This is a genomic window from Aquibium oceanicum (assembly GCF_001889605.1).
GTDB lineage: Bacteria > Pseudomonadota > Alphaproteobacteria > Rhizobiales > Rhizobiaceae > Aquibium > Aquibium oceanicum.
Genome location: NZ_CP018171.1, coordinates 2,881,590 through 2,902,306, shown reverse-complemented (window position 1 = coordinate 2,902,306; position 20,717 = coordinate 2,881,590). Strand labels below are relative to the sequence as shown.

Below are 20,717 nucleotides of genomic sequence, written 5' to 3'. Positions count from 1 at the left end.
CTGATGTCTCGAATTCGATCCTTACGATCACCGGAAAATTAAGTGATTTCGCATAGAGTTCGGAGCAGTTTTCATCCACCCGCGTTGTAATGGCGGAGGTTTGACGATGGCCGCGTTTACGACGAGTGAATTCACATCGCTGCTCGACGAGCTCCTCGACAGATCGGAGCGCGAGAAGGAAGGTTCCGGCCGTCCCGCGGTACCGTTCGGCTACGTCGCGCCGAAAGATGCGGTAGAGGAGCTTTGGGCGAGCATGCCGAGCGATTTCGTCGAGAGCGTCTATCGCGAAAACGAGGATCGGGAAACCGTGCGGGATACCCCGGGCATGGAAACCCCCGAGCCCACCGAGCCTCCGCTGCCCTCCATCGAGCCGGAGGCTATCGCCGCGGAACTGCGCATGGCGACCGCACGCTGGCCGCGCGACATGGACCGCATCCGGCGCGAATTCGCCATGGCCAACCACCCCGACCGCGCCGAACCGCGGCTGCGGGAGCGTGCCGCGATCCGCATGCAGATCGCCAACATGCTGATCGACCAGGAAAAGCGCCGCCTCGCCGGCCGCCGCTGATCGAAAATCCTTCCCGACCAATGGACGAAGCCGCAAGCGGGCGACGCAAGGTTCTGCCATTGCGCGTTTGAGCTCAGCGCCGGGTTGGCTATAAGGGGCTTCCGCGCGAATTCTCTGCGCCAACCGATATCCTGACGGAGTTCCAACTTTGCACAAGCGCCCGCTCGGCCGCACCGGCCTTTCCGTGTCCGCCATCTGTCTGGGAAGCATGACATGGGGGGAGCAGAACGATGAGGCCGAGGCGCATGCCCAGATCGCCATGGCACTCGACCGCGGCGTCAATTTCATCGACACCGCCGAGCTCTACCCCATTCCGCCCAAGCCCGAGACGCAGGGACGCACCGAGACCATCATCGGCAACTGGTTCACGAAGAACGGCGGCCGCGATCGCGTCGTGCTCGCTTCGAAGGTGGTGGGCCGCACCGACAACGAATGGTTCCGCGGCGGCCGTCCCTCCAAGCTGGTGCGTGCCGACATTTTCGACGCCGTAGAGAAGTCTCTCGCCAAGCTCCAGACCGACTATCTCGACCTTTACCAGATCCATTTTCCCGACCGGCCGGTCCCCTGGGGCGCCAATCCGACGCGTGTCGGCAAAGAGGCCGATACCGTCCTCGCGGACGAGACCCCCATCGCCGAAACGCTTGCCGTCTTCGACGAACTGGTGAAGCAGGGCAAGATCAGGCACTACGGACTGTCCAACGAGAGTTCCTGGGGCGTCATGCGCTATCTCGCCGAAAGCGACAATGGCGTCGGACCGCGTCCGGCCTCGCTCCAGAACGCCTACAGCCTGGTCAATCGCACCTTCGAGGTGAACCTCGCGGAGGTCTGCCGGCGCGAGACCGTGAGCCTGCTCGCTTACTCGCCGCTGGCGCAGGGCTACCTCTCGGGCAAATACGACAACGGAGCGCTGCCGAAGGGCTCGCGCAAGCAGCTCTTCGACCGCCTGCAGCGCTACGAGAAACCCCACGCCCTCGATGCGCACCGCGCCTACAGCGATCTCGCCCGGTCCTTCGGACTGGAGCCGGCACTCTTCGCCAACGCCTTCGTCACCCAGCGTCCCTTCATGACCTCCAACATCGTGGGCGCCACAAACCTCGATCAGCTCGCTCTGGCGCTTGACTCGGCGGACGTAAAGTGGACGGAGGAGATGCAGAAGGCCGTGGACGACATTCACCAGCGGGTCGGAAATCCCTGCCCCTGAGCCGTCCGGCGCAAGGGGAGGGTTTTCAGCGTTGACCAACACCATGCCGACGCCCGGCAACGGGCGCTTCTCCCCGCCCGACGACATCGGCCGTCTCGGCGCGGCCGATCTGGCCGAGGCGATCCGCGACCGCACCTACTCGGTCGCCGAGGTCGTGAAATCGGTGCTCTCCCGCATCGATAAGGTCAATTCCCACGTCAATGCCATCGTGTCGCTGCGCGACCGCGAGGAACTCCTGCGGGAGGCGGACGACGCCGACCGGCGGCTTGCGGGAGGTGAGGGGAAGGGCCTGCTCTTTGGCGTACCGATGGCGGTCAAGGACCTGGCACAGACGAAGGGCCTGCGCACCACTTTCGGCTCTCCGATCTTCGCCAACAACGTGCCGGACGTGGACGACTTTTTCGTCGAGCGGCTTCGTTCCGCCGGCGCCATCATCATCGGCAAGACCAACGTGCCGGAATTCGGCCTCGGCTCCAACACCTACAACCCCGTGTTCGGCCCGACGCTGAACGCCTTCGACCATGGCCTGAGCGCGGGCGGCTCCAGCGGCGGCGCGGCGGTGGCGCTGGCGCTCCACATGCTGCCGGTGGCCGACGGCAGCGACATGGGCGGCTCCCTGCGCAACCCCGCTGCCTACAACAATGTGTACGGGTTTCGCCCCTCGCAGGGCAGGGTGGCCGCCGGCCCGCAGCCCGAGGCCTTCGTCACACAGATGGGCGTCGAGGGCCCCATGGGGCGCAGCGTCCGCGACATGGCGCTGCTGCTCGAGGTCCAGAGCGGGTACGACGTCCGTTCGCCGCTCTCGCTAGACGGTGACACCGATTTTCTCGATGCCCTGAGGCCTGAGGCGGAAGGCGTCCGCATTGCCTGGCTCGGCGATCTCGGCGGGCACCTTGCCATGGAGCTCGGGATACTCGACCTGTGCTCCGCAGCTCTGAAGACCCTTGAAGGTGCGGGCGCGACCGTCGAGCCGTTCGTCCCGGCTTTCGACTTCGAATCGCTCTGGCAGGCCTTCGTGACCTTGCGCCACTTCACCTCCGGAAGCGCGCTGAAGGTCCACTACGACGATCCCGACCGCCGGCACATGCTGAAGCCGGAAGCGATCTTTGAAGTCGAGGGCGGTCTCGACCTGCTGGCGGCAAAGATCCATGCCGCCTCCGCCGTGCGCACCGCCTGGTTCCGCCACGTCGTCGGCCTGTTCGACCGCTTCGATTTCCTCGCCGTGCCGACCGCGCAGGTCTTCCCGTTTCCGATCGACCGCCACTGGCCCGCCGAGATCGCCGGCCGGAAGATGGACAGTTACCACCGCTGGATGGAAGTCTGTGCGCTCGCCACCATGGCCGGTTGTCCCGCCGTCAACGTACCGGTCGGCTTCGACGACACCGGCCGCCCCATGGGCATGCAACTCATCGGCCGCCCGCGCGGCGATTTGGCCGTCCTGACCCTTGCCGCCGCCTACGAGGAGGTTACGCCCTACGGCGTCCGATAACTGCTTCTCGCGCCACGCTTCACGCGCCGATCGGCACCTTCAGCACCTGGCCGACGAAGATCTGGTTCGGGTCGCTGATCAATTGCGGATTGGCTCGCGCGATGCGGGAAAACTGCCCGGCGTCGCCATAAGTGTCCCGCGCGATCTTCGACAGCGTGTCGCCGGCTTTCACGACGTGTATGCGGTAACCGATGTAGCCCGGCACGATGCGCGGCCCGTAGATCACCGGAACGATCACCTTGTTGATCTCCGACCCGTCCTGCGCGCTCTCTTCGAACACTTCCACGAATAGCCTGTCGAGCTGGAAGGCGGCGTCGCCGATCGCCGCCTGCACCTGGAACTGACCGTGCTCGCCCGTGCCGCCGCCGACGTTGAAGAAGCCGGTCCGCTCGTCATGCCCCTCGTGGACACGCCAGTTGAGTGTGGCTTCGAAACCCTGTCCGATGCCGGCGATCAAAACCGGATCGCCGACGAGATCGAACGGCTGTGGCTGCTGGATAATGTTGGTCATGGCGCAAATCTCCGCTCCGACGCGATGGGTGCCTCCGAAGGACACCCGGTCAGGAAAAGCCGAGGAGAGCTCGCGCGTCTGTGTTGCGGCTCACAGACGCGGCGCCAAAGACCCGAATTGGCGGGGCTTCGGGAGGGCCGCCGCCGGAATCCGCGTGCGATCCGCTATTCCAACGGCACCTCGTAGACCTTGCCCCAGTAAGGCGCATTCGAGGTATCGTCGACGGACATGACGAAGATCGACTTCCCGTCCGGTGCGAAAGCGAGGTTCGGCGCCGTCGGCGATGGGACCTCAACGGCTTTCACAAAGGCACCCTCGGCATCCACCACGACAACGCGGCCGCTCGAATACTGGCCAATCCAGAAATTGCCGTCCGGCCCGATCTTGATGCCATCCGGGTAGGCTCCGGCACCAGACGCCTCGTCGACCGCACCGACGCGCACGAAGAGGCGGCGGTCCGACAGGGATCCGTCTTCGCCGACCGCGAAGGAGATGACACGGCCGGCCTCCGATTCGTTGACATAAAGGCGCTTGCCGTCCGCCGACAGGGCGATGCCGTTGGCGTAGTGCAGATCATCCGCCGACATGCGGATCGTCCCGTCGGCAGACAGGTGGTAGACCTTGCCCACGATCGGCCCGGATTCCCAAGGTCCGGACGCCGTAAACCAGGCGCCGTCCTTGCCGTCCGAAGTGAGATCGTTGGGGCCCAGCAGCGCGTCCCCGGCTTCGTCCTTGTCGTAGCTGGCTATCGTCTCGCCGCCGCGCGATACGCGGGCGATGGTGCCATTGTCGTAGCAGGTCACGATCAGGTCGCCGTCGCCGAGCGGCAAGACCGCGGACGGCCCGCAGCCCTCGCTCTTCCATAGCTCCTTGTTCGTCTGGCCGTCCCAGACCAGGATCGTGTTGCCTCCATACTCGACGTAATGCAGCTTTCCGTCGATGAAGGCCGGCCCCTCGGGAAACGCCGCCTTTTCGTTGATCACCTTGACGTCGGCCGCCGCCGCACCCTGCGCAGACCCGATCGCTGCCGCAACCGCGACGGCCATGCTCCACTTCCTCATCGTGCTCTCCCGTGATTTTCGGATATCTCGTTGGGAGAACTGTGATCGCTTTGCCGGCCGGGCACAAGTCGACGCGCGTACCGCGGATACCACCTGTACGAAATCCGCGAACAGACTCTACGCGAGAACGCCCAGGTGTCTTGTCTTCCCGTGTTCACCGCGGCGGACGCAATGCAGGCGTTGAAAATGACTAGGCACCTCACAACGGAATGTTGTCGTGCTTCTTCCAGGGATTCTCCAGGTCCTTGTTGCGCAGCATGCGCAAGCCCCGCGCCACGCGGCGGCGGGTGGAGTGCGGCATGATCACCTCGTCGACATATCCGCGCTCGGCCGCGACGAAGGGCGACAGGAAGCGGTCTTCGTAGGCCTTGGTGTGAGCGGCGATCTTCTCCGGGTCGGCGATGTCCTTGCGGTAGATGATCTCGACCGCGCCCTTGGCGCCCATGACGGCGATCTGGGCCGACGGCCAGGCATAGTTCAAATCGCCGCGCAGGTGCTTCGACGCCATCACGTCGTAGGCGCCGCCATAGGCCTTGCGGGTGATGATGGTGATCTTCGGAACGGTCGCCTCAGCATAGGCGAAGAGCAGCTTGGCGCCATGCTTGATCAGCCCGCCATATTCCTGGCTCGTGCCGGGCAGGAATCCGGGCACGTCCACGAAGGTGACGATCGGAATGTTGAAGCAGTCGCAGAAGCGCACGAAGCGCGCCGCCTTGCGGCTCGCGTCGGAATCGAGCACGCCGGCCAGCACCATCGGCTGGTTCGCCACGAAGCCCACCGTGCGCCCCTCGACGCGGCCAAAGCCGGTGACGATGTTCTTCGCGAAGGCCGCCTGAATCTCGAAGAAATCGCCCTCGTCGCAGGTCTTCAGGATCAGTTCCTTGATGTCGTAGGGCTTGTTGGCGTTGTCCGGCACCAGTCGGTCGAGCCCCATGTCGATCTCGTCGGCGGGCTGAAAGCATTCGATCTCCGGCAGCGGCGCGGTATTCGACGCCGGCAGAAGGTCGATCAGTCGCCGCATCTGCAATAGCGCCTCGACGTCGTTGTCGTAGGCGCCGTCGGCGATCGAGGATTTGGTCGTGTGGATCGAGGCGCCGCCGAGTTGCTCGGCCGTCACGGTCTCGTTGGTCACCGTCTTCACCACGTCCGGCCCGGTGACGAACATGTAGGAGGTGTCGCGCACCATGAAGATGAAGTCGGTCATGGCCGGGGAATAGACGTCGCCGCCCGCGCACGGGCCCATGATCACCGAGATCTGCGGGATTACGCCGGAGGCCAGAACGTTGCGCTGGAAGATCTCGGCGTAACCGCCGAGTGCGGCCACACCTTCCTGAATGCGCGCGCCGCCGGCGTCGTAGATGCCGATGATCGGCGCACGGTTCCTCAGCGCCATCTCCTGCACCTTCACCACTTTCTCGGCATGTGCCTCCGATAGCGAGCCGCCGAACACGGTGAAGTCCTTGGCGAAGATGAAGACGGTGCGGCCATTGACCGTGCCCCATCCCGTGACGACGCCGTCGCCGGCATACTTCGTCTTCTCCATGCCGAAATCGGTCGAGCGGTGTTCGACGAACATGTCGAACTCCTCGAAGGATCCCTCGTCGAGGAAGACGCCGATGCGCTCGCGCGCGGTCAGCTTGCCTCGCTTATGCTGCGCGGCGATGCGCTCGGCCCCGCCGCCCTGGCGGGCGACCTCGCGCCTGCGCTCCAGCTCGACCAGGACTTCCTTCATGAGCGTGGCCCCCCAAAACCAATTATTGCGTCGGCGACCGTGTTAGCACGGCGCAAAAGGAGTGCAAGCGCAACGCGGGTGTGCTGCGCCCGCGACCCGGCGACCGAAGAGACCGCTACCAGCTGCCGGTGTTTTCCATCGACGCCCACGGCTCCTTGGGCGCCAGCGCCTCGCCTTCCTGAAGAAGCTCGATGGAGATGCCGTCCGGCGACTTCACGAAGGCCATGTAGCCGTCGCGCGGCGGCCGGTTGATGGTCACGCCCATGTCCATCAGCCGCTGACAGGTCTCGTAGATGTCGTCGACCTTGTAGGCGAGGTGGCCGAAATTGCGCCCGCCCTTGTACTCTTCCGGGTCCCAGTTGTGGGTCAGTTCGAGTTCCGGCGCCCGAGACGATGCCGAGGTCGCCTTGTCCTTCGGCGCGGCGAGGAAAATCAGCGTGAACCGACCCTTCTCGTTATCGATGCGGCGCATCTCCTCGAGCCCGAGCTTGGTGCAATAGAAGTCCAGCGAAGCCTCGACGTCGGCGACGCGGACCATGGTGTGCAGATAGCGCATGTCGTTCTTTCCTGACCATTTTTCGGCGGTGAAAGCCGCCCCGCATATGGCGCACGCGAGGCTCTGAGGCAACATTCAGCCGGTTAAGCTTGCCGAAGCTTGCGCGGGGCTTGAATCAGACTGCGTAAAACTTGAAAAAAATGCTTAACGCCTGCTGACAGGGGCGACCACGGTGTTATCCTGAATTCGGGAATCAGTAGAGTGGCCGATTGGAAGGTGCGTTCGGATGGGGGATAATTCCTCTACGGAGGGACGGGAATTGTTCAGGGCCGCGGCCCTGAATGCCGACAACGGCCCGTCCGAGGATCTGACCGAAATAGCCGGTGCGATCAAGTGGTTCGACGTCGCGAAGGGATATGGTTTCATCCTTCCCGACGAGCCGCACTTCGGCGACATCCTGCTTCACGTGACGTGCCTTCGGCGCGATGGTTTCCAGACCGCCATGGAGGGCGCGCGGATCGTCTGCCTTATCCGGCGCGGCGATCGGGGCTTTCAGTGCTTCAAGGTCCTGTCGATGGACATGAGCACCGCCGTCCATCCCAAGGAGCAGCCGGCCCAGCGCACCCATGTCACCGTCGCTCCCGAGAGCGGCCTCGAGCGGGCGCTGGTAAAGTGGTTCAACCGCACCAAGGGCTTCGGCTTCCTGACGCGCGGCGAGGGGACGGAAGACATTTTCGTCCATATGGAAACGTTGCGCCAGTTCGGCATTGCCGAGCTTCGTCCCGGCCAGGTGGTTCTGGTACGCTTCGGTCGCGGCGAGAAAGGCCTTATGGCCGCCGAAATTCATCCCGATGTTGGGACGCTGCCGTTCTCCAACTGACGGGACTGGACATGATGCGACGCTTTGCCGGGCTGGTTCGGATGCCAGCCCTCGTCTTTTTCACCGCATTCGTCATGCTTTCCGCGCCCAGCGTCTCCGCGCAGGAGGCTGGAAGCCCGATGATCCTGCCGGTCGACCCGGCGCCGCTCGTGGCCGAGACCGATCAGGGAAAGAAGAGCTTCGCGGTGGAAATCGCCGACGAACCGGAAGAGCGCCGCCGGGGCCTGATGTTCCGTGAGCGCATGCCGGAAAGCCAAGGCATGCTCTTCGTCTTCGAACAGACGCAGCCGCTCGGCTTCTGGATGATGAACACCATCCTCCCGCTCGATCTCCTGTTCATCTCGGAAAAGGGCAAGGTGCTGGCCATCCTCCCGGGCGAACCCTTCTCCACCGACACCATCTCGCCGGGCCCGACCGTGCCCGCCCGCTTCGTGCTGGAACTGAACCGCGGCACAGCGGAAGCCATGGGCATCGAGGAGGGAGATATGCTCACCCATCCCCTGATCCAGGCCGCCGGCGGCAACTGAGACGGCGGGATACGCAGCGCATGCCATCGTTCACCCATGAAGGGTTCGACCTTTCCTACATCGACGAAGGGGAGGGCGATCCGGTCCTGCTGATCCACGGCTTCGCCTCGAGCATCAAGGTGAACTGGGTCGGTCCGGGATGGGTGCGCACGTTGACGGAGGCGGGATACCGCGTCGTCGCGATCGACAACCGCGGCCACGGCAACTCGTCGAAAAGCTACGATCCGGAAGACTATCGCCCTTCGCGCATGGCCGCCGACGCCGCCGCGCTGCTCGACCATCTCTCAATAGAACGCGCCCACCTGATGGGCTACTCGATGGGCGCGCGCGTTTGCGCCTTTACCGCGCTCGAGCATCCTTCCAGGGTCGCCACGCTCGTCTTCGGCGGGCTGGGTATAGGCATGGTCGAGGGTGTGGGCGAATGGGGCACGATCGCCGATGCGCTGCTCGCCGAGGATCCCTCCGCCATCGAGCATTCCCGCGGCCGGATGTTCCGCGCCTTCGCGGACCAGACGAAAAGCGATCGCCGGGCGCTGGCCGCCTGCATCGCCACGTCGCGCGATCTCTTGGACGAGGCGGACGCGGCGCGCATCTCGCAGCCGACCCTGATCGCGGTTGGCACCACCGACGACATCGCCGGCGCACCGGAGCCGCTGGCAGCCCTGATGCCGGATGCGGAGGTCTTCGCAATCGATGGCCGCGACCACATGCTCTCCGTCGGCGACCGCACCTTCAAGAAGCGCGTCGTAGCGTTCCTCAGCGACCATCCGCTCGTCGCCGACTGAACCCTGCTGCCGCCGCGACGATTGATCCATCGCAATGCGCGCATACCCGTGCGCAGGCCATCTTCGGCCTGCGAAATGTTCCGGCATTTGCGGAGGGGTTACCATGTACTCGAAAATTCTCGTTCCGATCGACCTGCACGAATCGGGCAAGGCGAAGCTCATGCTCGACGCGGCGCGCCAGCTCGCCGACGACGGAGCCTCGATCGTGCTCGTGCACATCGTCGAGGACGTACCGACCTATGTCGCGGCCGAGCTTCCGCGCGGCATCATGGAGAGTTCTCGGGACGAGGCCATCGCAAGGCTCGAGCAACTGGCAAGGGATGAGGGGGTCACCGCGGAGATCGACGTGCGGATCGGCCAGCCTGCCTCGGCGATTCTCGCCGCCGCCGGCGAGCACGGCTCCGAAGTCATCGTCATCGCCTCGCACCGGCCGGGCTTCCAGGATTACCTGATCGGCTCGACCGCCGCACGCGTCGTGCGCCATGCGCGCTGTTCGGTGCTCGTCATCCGCTGACGGGAGCGGGGCCGGCGCGCGTCCGGCCGCTCACTCGTTTGCCAGCATCTCCTCGATGCGGCGCATCTGTTCGCCCACCATGTCGCATTCGCGCGGGCTGGACTGCGACATCACCTTGTCGATGAGCCCGGTATAGACCTCCAGCGCCTGCATCAGCAGCGCCTCGCCTTCGGACGTCAGGAACAGGCGCATGACGCGCTTGTCGGAGGCGTCGCTCTCGCGCCGCAGCAGTCCCTGCTTCTCCAGCTGTGGAAGAAGCATGGTGATGTTCGAGCGGCCGACGAGCAGCCGGCGCGCGAGGTCGTGCTGCGACATCCCCGGATGCCGGAACAGGTTCATCAACATGTCGAGCTGCGCCAGCTTCAGGTCGAAGGGTGCCAGCGCCTTGGTCAGCGCCCGCACCACAGCCTTTTCGGCGCGCACCACGGCGATCCAGTTCCGGAATCGCGGATTGTCCCAGGGAAGGTCTTGCTTTTTGTTCATCCTTGAACTAATACTGTTCACGCTTGAACTAATTGACGGATTCCCACCATGGCATCATTTCCGTTGACTGTCATCCGTTCCGCGTTTCGAGTAGCAGACCACATCGCCCCCGGGATCGCGGGAAGAGCCGCCTTCGAGCTGTTCTGCCGCACCCCCCATCCTGACCGTGTGCCGGAGAAGGAACGGCGCGCGCTCGACCAGGCGGCGCCCTTCATGGCAGAGGCCCGGCAGCACCGCCTGACCACCGGTTCCAGCTGCATCGTGGCGCATGACTTCCGGCCTCCCCAGGGGACGGATCGCCGCCGCACCGTTCTCGTCATCCATGGTTGGCATTCGCGCACCGACCACATGGCCGCGCTGATCGATGCGTTGCGCCGGTCGGGCGCCCGTGTCATTGCCATCGACCTTCCCGGCCACGGAAAATCGTCCGGCCGGCGGCTCAACATGGCCAATGCCGTCGAGGCCGCCGCCAAGGCGGCCGAGTGGTTCGGACCCTTCGACGCGGTCGTCGGACATTCCTTCGGCGGCGCCGTGGCGGTGAATGCGATCGTCGGCTCGATCCGTGGCATCCCGGCGGTCGCGGCCGAACGCCTCGTGCTCATCTCCGCGCCCAACTCCATGCCGGCCTATTTCGCAGATTTCGGCCGTATGATGAACCTCGGCACGCGGACGCAAACCGCTCTGGTGGGCCATATCGAGCGGCTGTCCGGCCGTCCGCTGGATGATTTCGTCGGCGCGAACCAACTGGCGCGGGTGGATATCCCGACGCTGGTCATTCACGCGCCGGACGACAAGGAAGTGCCGGCCGAAAATGCGAAGGCCTATGCCAGCGCCGGTCGCCATGTCCGGCTCGTCTGGGCGCCGGGCCTCGGCCACCGCCGCATCGTCGCCGGACCGGGCGTGCTCGCCGAACTCACATCCTTCGTCGCGGGCGGGCAGCACGCCACGCTCGCTCACTGAACGCTCGGTTTCTGTCTAGCTCCTGGGTTTGCCCGGCTCGTGCGGCAGGCCCGCTTCCTTCCAGGCGCCGAAGCCGCCTTCGATGTGGCTCACCCGTTCGAGCCCCAGGTCCTGCGCCGTCTTGGCCGCAAGCGCGGAACGCAGGCCGCCGGCGCAGAAGAAGACGAACTGTTTGTCCGAGGAGAAGACGTCCTTGTGGTAGGGGCTGTCGGGATCGATCCAGAATTCCAGCATGCCGCGCGGACAGTGGAATGCCCCTGCGATCTTGCCCTCGCGCTCGAGTTCCCGCGGGTCGCGCAGGTCGACGAGCAATGTGTCCTCGCGTCGAAGCCTTTCGGACGCGGTTTGCGGCGACCATGCCTCGACCTCGGCATTCGCGTCGTCGAGCATCGCCTGCAGGCTCTTCCTCGCCATGTCGTTGCGTCCTTCCTCGGGATCCGCTCAGCGGAGCACCACCACCTTCGTGCCGACGCCGACCTGTTCGTAGAGGTGAATGACGTCCTCGTTGGCCATGCGGATGCAGCCCGAGGACATCGCATGGCCGATCGTCCAAGGCTGGTTGGTGCCGTGGATGCGGTAGAGCGTCCCGCCGATATAGAGCGCGCGAGCGCCAAGGGGATTGTCCGGTCCGCCGGGCATGTGGGCAGGAAGCTTGCGGCCCTTGGCAGCCTCGCGGCGGATCATCTGCGGGGGAGGGGTCCAGCCCGGCCACTCGGCCTTGCGCGAGATCCGGTCCGTGCCCGACCAGGTGAAGCCTTCGCGTCCGACGCCGACGCCGTATTTGATCGCCCGGCCGTTGCCCAGCGTGTAGTAGAGCCGCCGCTCCGACGTGTCGACCACGATCGTGTCCTTGCCGTACCGCCCGTCATAGCGCACCACCTGGCGGGGGATCGGAGACTTGTCCGACGACCTGTAGCGGCTGTGCTCGGCCCTCGGCTGCCCGCCGCGAATGAAGCGCGCGAAGGCGTTCTCGGCCTGCGCGGTACCGGACGTGCCGAAACCGGGCCCCGGTGCGCACAGGAACAGGGCCGTCACCACGGCCAGGAGAATGCGCGAAAAAAGTGGCTTCATTCCGTCTTTTCCTCTCGATCGGACCTTCGGTCCGTCCACTCCGGCGGCCATCATGCTGCCATGTCGCGGTCAGTCAACCTCGGGCGCCCTCCGACGCTGCGAAGGTTCATCAACGTTGCGTGAGCGTGCGTCGCGACGAACGGACCGTCAGCCGAGATCGAATTCCTTGAAGAAGTCGTTGCCCTTGTCGTCGATGACGATGAAAGCGGGAAAATCCTCGACCTCGATCCGCCACACCGCTTCCATGCCGAGTTCGGGATACTCCAGCACCTCGACGTTGCGGATGCAGTCCTGCGCGAGCCGCGCCGCCGGTCCTCCGATCGATCCGAGATAGAAGCCGCCGTGCCGGGCGCAGGCCTCGCGCACCTGTCGGGACCGGTTGCCCTTGGCCAGCATCACCATGGAGCCGCCGAACGACTGGAACTGGTCGACGTAGGCGTCCATCCGCCCAGCCGTGGTCGGGCCGAACGATCCCGAGGCATAGCCGGCCGGTGTCTTGGCGGGGCCGGCGTAGTAGACCGGATGGTCCTTCATGTAGGCCGGCATGGCTTCCCCGCGTTCAAGCCGTTCGCAGATCTTCGCATGGGCGATGTCGCGCGCCACCACGATCGTACCGGTGAGCGAAAGCCGCGTCTTCACTGGGTGACGCGATAGGAGCGCCAGAATCTCTGGCATTGGCCGGTTCAGGTCCACCTCGACCACGCCGGATCCCAGCCGCGCCTCGTCGATGTCGGGCATATAGCGTGCAGGATTGGTCTCCAGTTCCTCCAGAAAGACGCCGTCCTTCGTGATCTTGCCGAGCGCCTGCCGGTCGGCCGAGCACGAGACGCCGAGCCCGATCGGAACCGAGGCGCCGTGGCGCGGCAGGCGGATGACGCGAACGTCGTGGCAGAAATACTTGCCGCCAAACTGCGCGCCCACCCCCATCTGCTGCGTCAGCCGATGCACCTCTTCTTCCATGGCGAGGTCGCGGAACGCGTGCGCGCTCTCGCTGCCTTGCGTCGGCAGGCCGTCCAGATAGCGGGTCGAGGCGAGCTTCACGGTCTTGAGGTTCATTTCTGCCGACGTCCCGCCGATCACGATCGCGAGATGATAGGGCGGGCAGGCGGCCGTGCCGAGCGTGAGGATCTTCTCCTTCAGGAACGCGATCATCCTTTCGTGCGTCATCAGCGACGGCGTGCCTTGGTAGAGGAAGGTCTTGTTGGCCGAGCCGCCGCCTTTGGCCACGAACAGGAACTTGTAGGCGTCCTCGCCTTCCTCGTAGATGTCGATCTGCGCCGGCAGGTTGTTGCGCGTGTTCTTCTCCTCGAACATCGACAGCGGCGCGAGCTGCGAATAGCGCAGGTTCTTGCGCTCGTAGGCGTCGAGGACGCCCTGTCCGAGCGCCTCCGCGTCGCCGCCTTCGGTCCACACCCGGCGGCCCTTCTTGCCCATGATGATCGCCGTGCCGGTATCCTGGCACATCGGCAGGATGCCACCGGCCGCGATGTTGGCGTTCTTCAGGAGATCGTAGGCGACGAAGCGGTCGTTGTCGGTCGCCTCCGGGTCTTCGAGGATGCTCGCCAGCTGCTTCAGATGCCCGGGCCGCAGCAGGTGGTTGATGTCGGCGAAGGCCGCCTCCGAGAGAAGCCGAAGTGCCTCCGTCTCCACGACCAGCACCTCCTGGCCCCGGAACGTCTCCGTCCCGACATGCCCGTCCGCGATCTTCCGGTAGGGGGTCGGGTCGGCGGAAAGCGGGAAAATCCCGGCGGGAGCCTGTGCGGTCACGATCGGCCTCTGGTTCAGACAACGGCGCTGTTGTAGCGGCGCGTTGCGAAAAGTCCACGCGCCGCCGCCATCGTGACACTGGGGCCGCATTTTTCATGGAAGCTTAACCTTGGCGGGATGATTCACTATAGTGGGCTCGGGTGGCGCTCGTCGCCGGCGGGTCTCCCGTCCACGCTCCCCCGGGGCTAAAGCTCGAAACGTGCAATCGGACAAATCATGAAGCTACGCCACCGCAGCATCCTCCTTCCCGCCGCCTTCGCCGCCTTTCTGGGCAACACGGCGCAGCCGGCGCAGGCGGACAATCTCTTCCAGATGCTCTTTGGGGGTGGCATCCAGCAGCGGCAGTCGCGCCACGATTACCGGGGCCGCAATCCGCGCTACGACCAGCGTTACGAGCAGCGCCAGACGCGTGAGCCGGTGGCCCAGCCGGCGCCGCGGCAAGCGGCAAAGCCCGCCCCGATCACGAAGATATCCGCTCCGTCCTACCACAAGTACAGGGCCGACCCGCTCGTGAAGGTCTCGTTCAAGGAGCTGATCGAACGACCGCGGAACGTCTCCTTCGAACCGACCCTCGGCGGGTCCGGCTTCGGCGAGGCCGTCGCCGGCCTCGAGGGCTACGACCTGGCGGCCGAGAAGGAGATCGCAAAGGCGATCGAGAAACACTATGCCGAGCATCCCGACTTCGTCTGGGTGAGCGGGTACAACGCCAACGCCCGCGCCGTGGAAGCCCTGCGCGTGCTGGGCGAAGCCGGCACGTACGGGCTGGATCCGGCCCAGTACACGGTCACGCCGCCGCCCGCCGGCTTCGATCTGTCCGAGATACCAGAGCGCAACAGGGAGCTTGTCCGGTTCGAGATGGCGCTCTCGGCCAGGGTGCTGCGCTACGTCCGCGACGCGTTCTCGGGACGCGTCAATCCGAACCGCATCTCGGGCTATTATGATTTCCCCGAGAAGCCGCTCGATCTCGCCGCCGTCCTCGATACGCTCTCCCGCACGCAAGATCCGCGCTCTTATATGGAGTCGCGGCATCCGCAGAACGACAGGTACCAGGCCCTTGTGGCGGAGCTCGAGGTCCTGCGCGCGAGCGCCGAAAACGACATCGTCGTCGATGCCGGGCTGCTCCTCAAACCGGGCGGCATCAGCGCCGAACTGCCCAAGATGCTGAAGCTCTTCGCCCGCGAGGCCGACGACGCCTTCCGCTCCGAATATGCCGAGTTGCTTGCCCGCGACGCCGGCAACCACACCTACTCGGACGATCTCGTGCCGCTGGTCAAGGCGGCCCAGAAGTCCAAGGGCCTGAGCGCCGACGGCATCATCGGTCCGCGAACGGTGGCAACTTTCGCCGGTACGTCCAAGGCCGACCGGGTGCGCAAGGTCGAGACCGCGCTGGAACAGCTGCGCTGGCATCCCTCCGACCTCGGCAGCCCGCGCGTCTTCATCAACCAGCCCGCATTCACGGCGACCTACAACGACCATGGCGTCGACCAGCTGTCGATGCGAGTCGTCGTCGGCAAGGTGTCGAACCAGACAAGCTTCTTCTTCGACGAGATCGAACAGATCGACTACAACCCCTACTGGGGCGTGCCGCAGTCGATCATTGTCAACGAGATGCTGCCGCGCCTGCGCCAGGATCCAGGCTATCTCGATCGCTCCGGCTACGAGGTGACGGATTCCAAGGGCCGCCACATATCCTCGTCGTCGATCAACTGGTGGCAGTACAACAGCAAGGTCCCTTTCAACGTCAGGCAGACGCCGAGCGAGGCGAACGCGCTCGGGGAACTGAAGATCCTGTTCCCCAACAAGCACGCCATCTACATGCACGACACGCCGTCCAAGAGCCTGTTCAACAAGGACGTCCGCGCCTTCAGCCACGGCTGCGTCAGGCTGCACGACCCGCGAGGCATGGCCGCCGCGGTCCTCGGCACCACTGTCGATCACGTCGCGGCGAAGATCGGGCAGGGCCATTCCACCGAGAAGGTGAACCGTAAGATCCCCGTCTACGTCGCCTATTTCACCGCCTGGCCGGACCAGGACGGAAAGGTGGAGTACTTCGCCGACATCTATGAACGCGACGACCGCCTCGCCAAGGCGCTCGAAGCCGTCGCGGACGTGCGCAACGCCTCCGGCTGAGGCAGGCCGCTCAGTCCTGGCCGAGGATGGTTTGTCCGCCCGGCATGCGCAGCTCGTCGACCATGTCCTGGGCCTCCCTTGAAGGAGGGCGCGTCAGCAGCGTGGCGGCGATCATGCACAGGAGGCTCGCCGCCATGCCGACGATGCCGAAGCGCATGTCGTCGATCCCGAGCAGCGGCGGAATGATCTCGTTGAACACCAGGTAGAGATAGGCCGACCCGGCCGCGAAACCGCCGACCATTCCCGCCACCGCGCCCGCCATGTTGGCCCGCTTCCACCACACGCCGAGCACCAGCGGGAAGAACAGGCCGGAAGCCGCGAAGCCGAAGGCCCAGGCAAGCGTGCCGAGGATGCCGGCCACCTGCAGCGAGGACGCGTAGGCCGCAGCCGCGCCCGCGGCGAGCAGCAGCAGGCGGGCCACGATCAGCCGGCGCGACGTATCCGCCTTGCGATCGACGACCTTGTGGTAGAGATCGTGCGACAGCGCATTGGCGATGGCCAGCAGCAGGCCGTTGGCCGTCGACATCGTCGCTGCTAGGCAACCGGCCGCCACCAGCGCCGTGAGCACATGCGGCAACCCCGCGATCTCCGGCGCCGCCAGCACGATCAATTCGGGCCGCAGGAAAAACTCGTTCAGCTGGACGATCCCGTCGCCGTTCTGGTCCGCGACGGCCATCATTCCGGCCGACGTCCAATGCTGCACCCAGCCGAGGTTCGAGACCTCCGCGACCGCCTTGCCGATTACAGACGTCGCCAGCGACGGGTCGAGCAATTGCAGCTTGGTCAGCGTGGCGAGGGCGGGCGCCGAGAGGAGGAGGACCGCTGCGAACACGATCGCCCATCCCACCGACCGGCGCGCCGACCGCACTGTGGGCGTGGTGAACGAATGCATGAGGATGTGCGGCATCGCGGCCGTTCCGGCCATGATGCAGACGGCGAGCGACACCATTGTCCAACCGCTGCCCTCCGCGCCCTGCGGTTGGGCGAGCACGGACAAGCCTTCAATGGCCTCGCGGGCCGGATGCAAGCCGTGCAGGGCCTCGAGCTCCGTCACGCGGTCGATCGCGTCGCCGAGCGAGAAGAACGGGATCGATCCGAAGCCCTGCCCGCTCGCGATCCACAGGACCGGCACCAGGAAGGCGATGGCCAGCACGACATACTGGGCTGCTTGGGTCCAGGTGACGCCGCGCATCCCGCCGAGCATGGAGCAGGCGAAAATGGCGATCGTCGCCAGCCATACGCCCTGCTCGAACGGTAACCCGAGCGTGACCGCGGCGATCGTCCCCGTCGCGCTCACCTGCGCGGTCAGGTAGACGAAACACGTCACCGCCAGCACGACCAGCGCGCAGAGCCGCGCCGTGCGGCTGCCATAGCGGGTCCCGATGAAATCCGGGACCGTGTAGCAGCCGGACTTACGCAGAAAGGGTGCGAGCAGCGCGTTCACGAGCACGAAGCCGCCGGCGATGCCTGTCACGAAGCCAAGATAGGGGTAGCCGCCGAAGTAGATGCCCCCGGCCAGCGCCACAAAAAACGCGCCGGACAGAAAATCGGCCGCTGTGGCCATGCCGTTGTAGTGCGTCGGAATTGCGCGGCCGGCGACGTAATAGACATCGACCCGCGCGGTGCGCGCCAGCCAGCCGATCACGGCGTAGAATCCGACCGTGAAAACGAGGAAGCCAGCCCCGATCGACGCGCTTCCGACCCCCATCTGTTCCAGCACCGCCATGAAGGCGAAGAACGCCAAAAAGCCGAGCGTCCCCAGAACGAAGAGCTTGCCGGGATTGTCGATGAAACCGCTTCTGCCGCGGTCGTCGTCCGTCATATTGGCCCTCAGTCCCCGACGCCGGTCACGTCGTCGATCCGGTCCTGCCGCAGGTTCACGGACCAGATCAGAACGACCGCGGCGAAGAGCGAGCCCTGCGCCCACACGATTGAGCCGAAAGGGGTATCCAGGAAGGGGAACACGCCGACCGCCGTCGCCGCAAGCGGAACCAGTATCGCTGCGACGCCCCACACGGCCACGACGGCGAAGGCCAGGTTCCTGGTCCTCGCCCAGTGCCGTTTGCGGTTGCCGGCGTCGATGCTGGGCATTCGATACTCCCTCTCCACGTGCGCGAGTGCTGTTCATCGGAACGTGTTTGCATCCGCGCCTGCGCAAGCGGATATATCCTAAAGCTCGCGGAGGAAAGAAATCCGTCGCCGCACCGTCGCGAATCCTGCCCATCACGCACGACGAAAAGCGTTGCGATCTCCTGAACCGTCTCGCCCCTGTCGCCGTGGCAGGGGACTGGCGGCGGATCGACGGATGATGCACACCGGCGTTGCTCCGGCGGCATCGACCGCGGTTCGGTGGCGGGGCTATTGAGCGGGTGACCGGTTCTCCATAATAAGGGAACCGTACGCAGTGGGGGAAGCGCGGCTTCTATGTTCAAGAAAATCCTGATTGCCAACCGCGGCGAGATCGCCTGCCGCGTCATCAAGACCGCCCGGAAGATGGGGATCGCGACGGTGGCGGTCTATTCCGACGCCGACCGCGACGCGGTGCATGTGGAGATGGCTGACGAGGCGGTCCACATCGGCCCGGCCGCGGCGGCGCAGAGCTATCTTGTCGGCGACAAGATCATCGATGCATGCAAGGCGACGGGCGCGGAGGCGGTGCATCCGGGCTACGGCTTCCTGTCCGAACGCGCCTCCTTCTGCGCGGCGCTGGAAAAGGAAGGCATCGTCTTCATCGGTCCCAAGCCCCGAGCCATCGAGGCGATGGGCGACAAGATCGAATCGAAGAAGTTCGCCAATGCGGCGAAGGTGAATACCGTTCCGGGCTGGCTCGGCGTCATCGAAGATGCCGACCACGCGGTCAGGATCGCCGGCGAGATCGGGTATCCGGTCATGCTCAAGGCGTCGGCCGGCGGCGGCGGCAAGGGCATGCGCATCGCCTGGAACGACGCCGAGTGCCGCGAGGGCTTCCAGTCTTCCAAGAACGAGGCGAAGTCCTCCTTCGGCGACGATCGGGTCTTCATCGAGAAGTTCGTCGTCGATCCCCGCCACATCGAGATCCAGGTGCTGGGCGACGGGCATGGCAATGCCATCTATCTCGGCGAGCGCGAATGCTCCATCCAGCGCCGCAACCAGAAGGTCGTGGAAGAGGCGCCGTCGCCCTTCCTCGACGACGCGACCCGCCGCGCCATGGGCGAGCAGTCGGTCGCGCTGGCCAAGGCGGTGGAATACCAGAGCGCCGGCACGGTCGAGTTCATCGTCGACAAGGACCGCAACTTCTACTTCCTCGAGATGAACACGCGCCTGCAGGTCGAGCATCCGGTGACCGAACTGATCACCGGCATCGACCTCGTGGAGCAGATGATCCGCGTCGCGGCGGGCGAGAAGCTGTCGATCCGCCAGGAGGACCTGAAGCTCAACGGCTGGGCCGTCGAGAGCCGGCTTTACGCCGAAGACCCCTACCGCAACTTCCTGCCCTCGATCGGCCGGCTGACCCGCTACCAGCCGCCGGAGGAGGGACGGATCGGCGACGTCGTGGTGCGCAACGACACCGGCGTCACCGAGGGTGCCGAGATCTCGATGTTCTACGATCCGATGATCGCCAAGCTCTGCACCTGGGCGCCGACCCGCATCGAGGCGATCGACGCGATGTCGGATGCGCTCGACGCCTTCGTGGTCGACGGCATCGAGCACAATATCCCCTTCCTCGCCGCGCTGATGCAGCATCCGCGCTGGCGCGAAGGCCGGCTTTCGACCGCCTTCATCGCGGAGGAGTATCCGGACGGCTTCGAACCAATCCTTCCGGATGCCGACGACACGACCGTCCTCGCCGCCGTCGCCCTCTCTGTCGAACTCCTGCGCAAGGATCGTCTCGACCGGCTGACCGGCCGCCTGGCACCCCACACCGGCGCGCTGAAGCCCGACTGGGAGGTGAAGATCGGCGACGACTACATTCCGGTCAGCATCGCGGAAGGCATGATTTCCATCCCGCTCGAGGTCGATCTGCGCGTGGCCGGCGGCAAGCCGCTGACGGTCGCATCCAGCTGGCGCCCCGGCGAGGCGGTCTGGCGCGGAACCGTCGGGAACCGTTCCGTGACGGCGCAGCTGCGGCCTATCGCCAACGGCCTGCGCATCGCCTGGAAAGGCATGTCGGTGACCGCCCGCGCCATGCTGCCGGCGACCGCCGAACTCGACCGGCTGATGCCTGTCAAGCTCCCGCCGGACACCTCGAAGCTTCTCTTATGCCCCATGCCTGGAATGGTGGTCTCGATTTCGGTCGAGGAAGGGCAGGAGGTCAAGGCCGGAGAGACGCTCGCCGTCGTCGAGGCCATGAAGATGGAAAACGTCCTGCGCGCCGACCGCGACCTCACCGTGACGAAGGTGAACGCCAAGCCGGGCGAGAGCCTGGCTGTCGACGCGGTGATCATGGAGTTCGCCTGAAACTGCCGGAACTTGTCACTCGATATTGCATCTTTGACCCTTCAATGCGGGACCCGGCACCAGTTTTCTTGATCGGTGTGCCGACCCGATAGCTGTGTACCGTCG

General features: G+C 65.2%; 20 protein-coding genes. 10 read left to right on the top strand and 10 right to left on the bottom strand.

Annotated features, from left to right (window positions below; translation table 11 throughout):
- Window positions 1-106: 106 nt before the first annotated feature.
- The 3 genes from BSQ44_RS27540 to BSQ44_RS14135 all read left to right on the top strand — a co-directional run bounded on the left by BSQ44_RS27540 (window position 107) and on the right by BSQ44_RS14135 (window position 3,258).
- Window positions 107-568, top strand: coding sequence for a hypothetical protein (locus BSQ44_RS27540; RefSeq protein ID WP_072605255.1), 462 nt, complete (start codon window positions 107-109; stop codon window positions 566-568).
- A gap of 148 nt (window positions 569-716) precedes the next feature.
- Window positions 717-1,769, top strand: coding sequence for an aldo/keto reductase (locus tag BSQ44_RS14140; protein ID WP_072605253.1), 1,053 nt, complete (start codon window positions 717-719; stop codon window positions 1,767-1,769).
- Window positions 1,770-1,812: 43 nt separating this feature from the next.
- Window positions 1,813-3,258: an amidase gene (locus BSQ44_RS14135; RefSeq protein ID WP_072608064.1), complete on the top strand. Its 1,446-nt coding sequence runs from the start codon at window positions 1,813-1,815 to the stop codon at window positions 3,256-3,258.
- Window positions 3,259-3,277: 19 nt separating this feature from the next.
- On the opposite strand, the gene BSQ44_RS14130 is transcribed toward BSQ44_RS14135, so the two are convergent.
- The 4 genes from BSQ44_RS14130 to BSQ44_RS14115 form a co-directional block, all read right to left on the bottom strand.
- The gene (locus BSQ44_RS14130) at window positions 3,278-3,769 is read right to left on the bottom strand and encodes a Gmad2 immunoglobulin-like domain-containing protein (protein WP_072605251.1); all 492 of its coding nucleotides are present in this window, start codon (window positions 3,767-3,769) and stop codon (window positions 3,278-3,280) included.
- Between the two features lie 164 nt (window positions 3,770-3,933).
- A complete protein-coding gene (locus BSQ44_RS14125) occupies window positions 3,934-4,830 on the bottom strand; it encodes an SMP-30/gluconolactonase/LRE family protein (protein ID WP_083534749.1) in 897 nt (298 codons plus the stop codon).
- A gap of 199 nt (window positions 4,831-5,029) precedes the next feature.
- Window positions 5,030-6,562 carry an acyl-CoA carboxylase subunit beta gene (locus tag BSQ44_RS14120; RefSeq protein WP_072605247.1) on the bottom strand — a complete coding sequence of 511 codons (1,533 nt, stop codon included), beginning with the start codon at window positions 6,560-6,562 and terminating at the stop codon, window positions 5,030-5,032.
- Window positions 6,563-6,677: 115 nt separating this feature from the next.
- Window positions 6,678-7,118 carry a VOC family protein gene (locus tag BSQ44_RS14115; protein ID WP_072605245.1) on the bottom strand — a complete coding sequence of 147 codons (441 nt, stop codon included), beginning with the start codon at window positions 7,116-7,118 and terminating at the stop codon, window positions 6,678-6,680.
- A gap of 226 nt (window positions 7,119-7,344) precedes the next feature.
- Between BSQ44_RS14115 and BSQ44_RS14110 the strand changes: the two genes are divergently transcribed.
- The 4 genes from BSQ44_RS14110 (at window position 7,345) to BSQ44_RS14095 (ending at window position 9,764) form a co-directional block, all read left to right on the top strand.
- Window positions 7,345-7,938, top strand: coding sequence for a cold-shock protein (locus BSQ44_RS14110; RefSeq protein ID WP_072605243.1), 594 nt, complete (start codon window positions 7,345-7,347; stop codon window positions 7,936-7,938).
- Window positions 7,939-7,949: 11 nt separating this feature from the next.
- Window positions 7,950-8,465 carry a DUF192 domain-containing protein gene (locus tag BSQ44_RS14105; RefSeq protein ID WP_235633238.1) on the top strand — a complete coding sequence of 172 codons (516 nt, stop codon included), beginning with the start codon at window positions 7,950-7,952 and terminating at the stop codon, window positions 8,463-8,465.
- Between the two features lie 20 nt (window positions 8,466-8,485).
- Entirely contained in the window at window positions 8,486-9,250 is a 765-nt protein-coding gene (locus tag BSQ44_RS14100) for an alpha/beta fold hydrolase (protein WP_072605241.1), read from the top strand.
- Between the two features lie 103 nt (window positions 9,251-9,353).
- Window positions 9,354-9,764 carry a universal stress protein gene (locus tag BSQ44_RS14095; protein ID WP_072605240.1) on the top strand — a complete coding sequence of 137 codons (411 nt, stop codon included), beginning with the start codon at window positions 9,354-9,356 and terminating at the stop codon, window positions 9,762-9,764.
- A gap of 30 nt (window positions 9,765-9,794) precedes the next feature.
- On the opposite strand, the gene BSQ44_RS14090 is transcribed toward BSQ44_RS14095, so the two are convergent.
- Complete coding sequence (locus tag BSQ44_RS14090; protein ID WP_072605238.1) at window positions 9,795-10,247, bottom strand: MarR family winged helix-turn-helix transcriptional regulator; 453 nt, start codon at window positions 10,245-10,247, stop codon at window positions 9,795-9,797.
- A gap of 48 nt (window positions 10,248-10,295) precedes the next feature.
- On the opposite strand from BSQ44_RS14090, the gene BSQ44_RS14085 reads away from it, so the two are divergent.
- Entirely contained in the window at window positions 10,296-11,207 is a 912-nt protein-coding gene (locus BSQ44_RS14085) for an alpha/beta hydrolase (protein ID WP_072605235.1), read from the top strand.
- A gap of 15 nt (window positions 11,208-11,222) precedes the next feature.
- Here BSQ44_RS14085 and BSQ44_RS14080 read toward each other — a convergent pair whose 3' ends face one another.
- The 3 genes from BSQ44_RS14080 to BSQ44_RS14070 form a co-directional block, all read right to left on the bottom strand.
- A complete protein-coding gene (locus BSQ44_RS14080) occupies window positions 11,223-11,621 on the bottom strand; it encodes a rhodanese-like domain-containing protein (RefSeq protein WP_072605212.1) in 399 nt (132 codons plus the stop codon).
- 27 nt (window positions 11,622-11,648) lie between these two features.
- Window positions 11,649-12,278: a L,D-transpeptidase gene (locus BSQ44_RS14075; RefSeq protein ID WP_114579972.1), complete on the bottom strand. Its 630-nt coding sequence runs from the start codon at window positions 12,276-12,278 to the stop codon at window positions 11,649-11,651.
- A 147-nt stretch (window positions 12,279-12,425) separates the two neighbouring features.
- The gene (locus tag BSQ44_RS14070) at window positions 12,426-14,045 is read right to left on the bottom strand and encodes a fumarate hydratase (RefSeq protein WP_072605209.1); all 1,620 of its coding nucleotides are present in this window, start codon (window positions 14,043-14,045) and stop codon (window positions 12,426-12,428) included.
- Window positions 14,046-14,261: 216 nt separating this feature from the next.
- Here BSQ44_RS14070 and BSQ44_RS14065 point away from each other — a divergent pair, with 216 nt between their 5' ends.
- The gene (locus tag BSQ44_RS14065) at window positions 14,262-16,175 is read left to right on the top strand and encodes a L,D-transpeptidase family protein (protein ID WP_072605207.1); all 1,914 of its coding nucleotides are present in this window, start codon (window positions 14,262-14,264) and stop codon (window positions 16,173-16,175) included.
- Between the two features lie 10 nt (window positions 16,176-16,185).
- Here the strand turns inward: BSQ44_RS14065 and BSQ44_RS14060 are convergent, their stop codons facing one another.
- A complete protein-coding gene (locus BSQ44_RS14060; RefSeq protein WP_072605205.1) occupies window positions 16,186-17,997 on the bottom strand; it encodes a VC_2705 family sodium/solute symporter in 1,812 nt (603 codons plus the stop codon).
- A gap of 8 nt (window positions 17,998-18,005) precedes the next feature.
- Entirely contained in the window at window positions 18,006-18,266 is a 261-nt protein-coding gene (locus BSQ44_RS14055) for a sodium/substrate symporter small subunit (RefSeq protein WP_072605203.1), read from the bottom strand.
- A gap of 333 nt (window positions 18,267-18,599) precedes the next feature.
- On the opposite strand from BSQ44_RS14055, the gene BSQ44_RS14050 reads away from it, so the two are divergent.
- Window positions 18,600-20,612 carry an acetyl-CoA carboxylase biotin carboxylase subunit gene (locus BSQ44_RS14050; RefSeq protein WP_072605200.1) on the top strand — a complete coding sequence of 671 codons (2,013 nt, stop codon included), beginning with the start codon at window positions 18,600-18,602 and terminating at the stop codon, window positions 20,610-20,612.
- The last annotated feature ends 105 nt before the right edge of the window (window positions 20,613-20,717 follow it).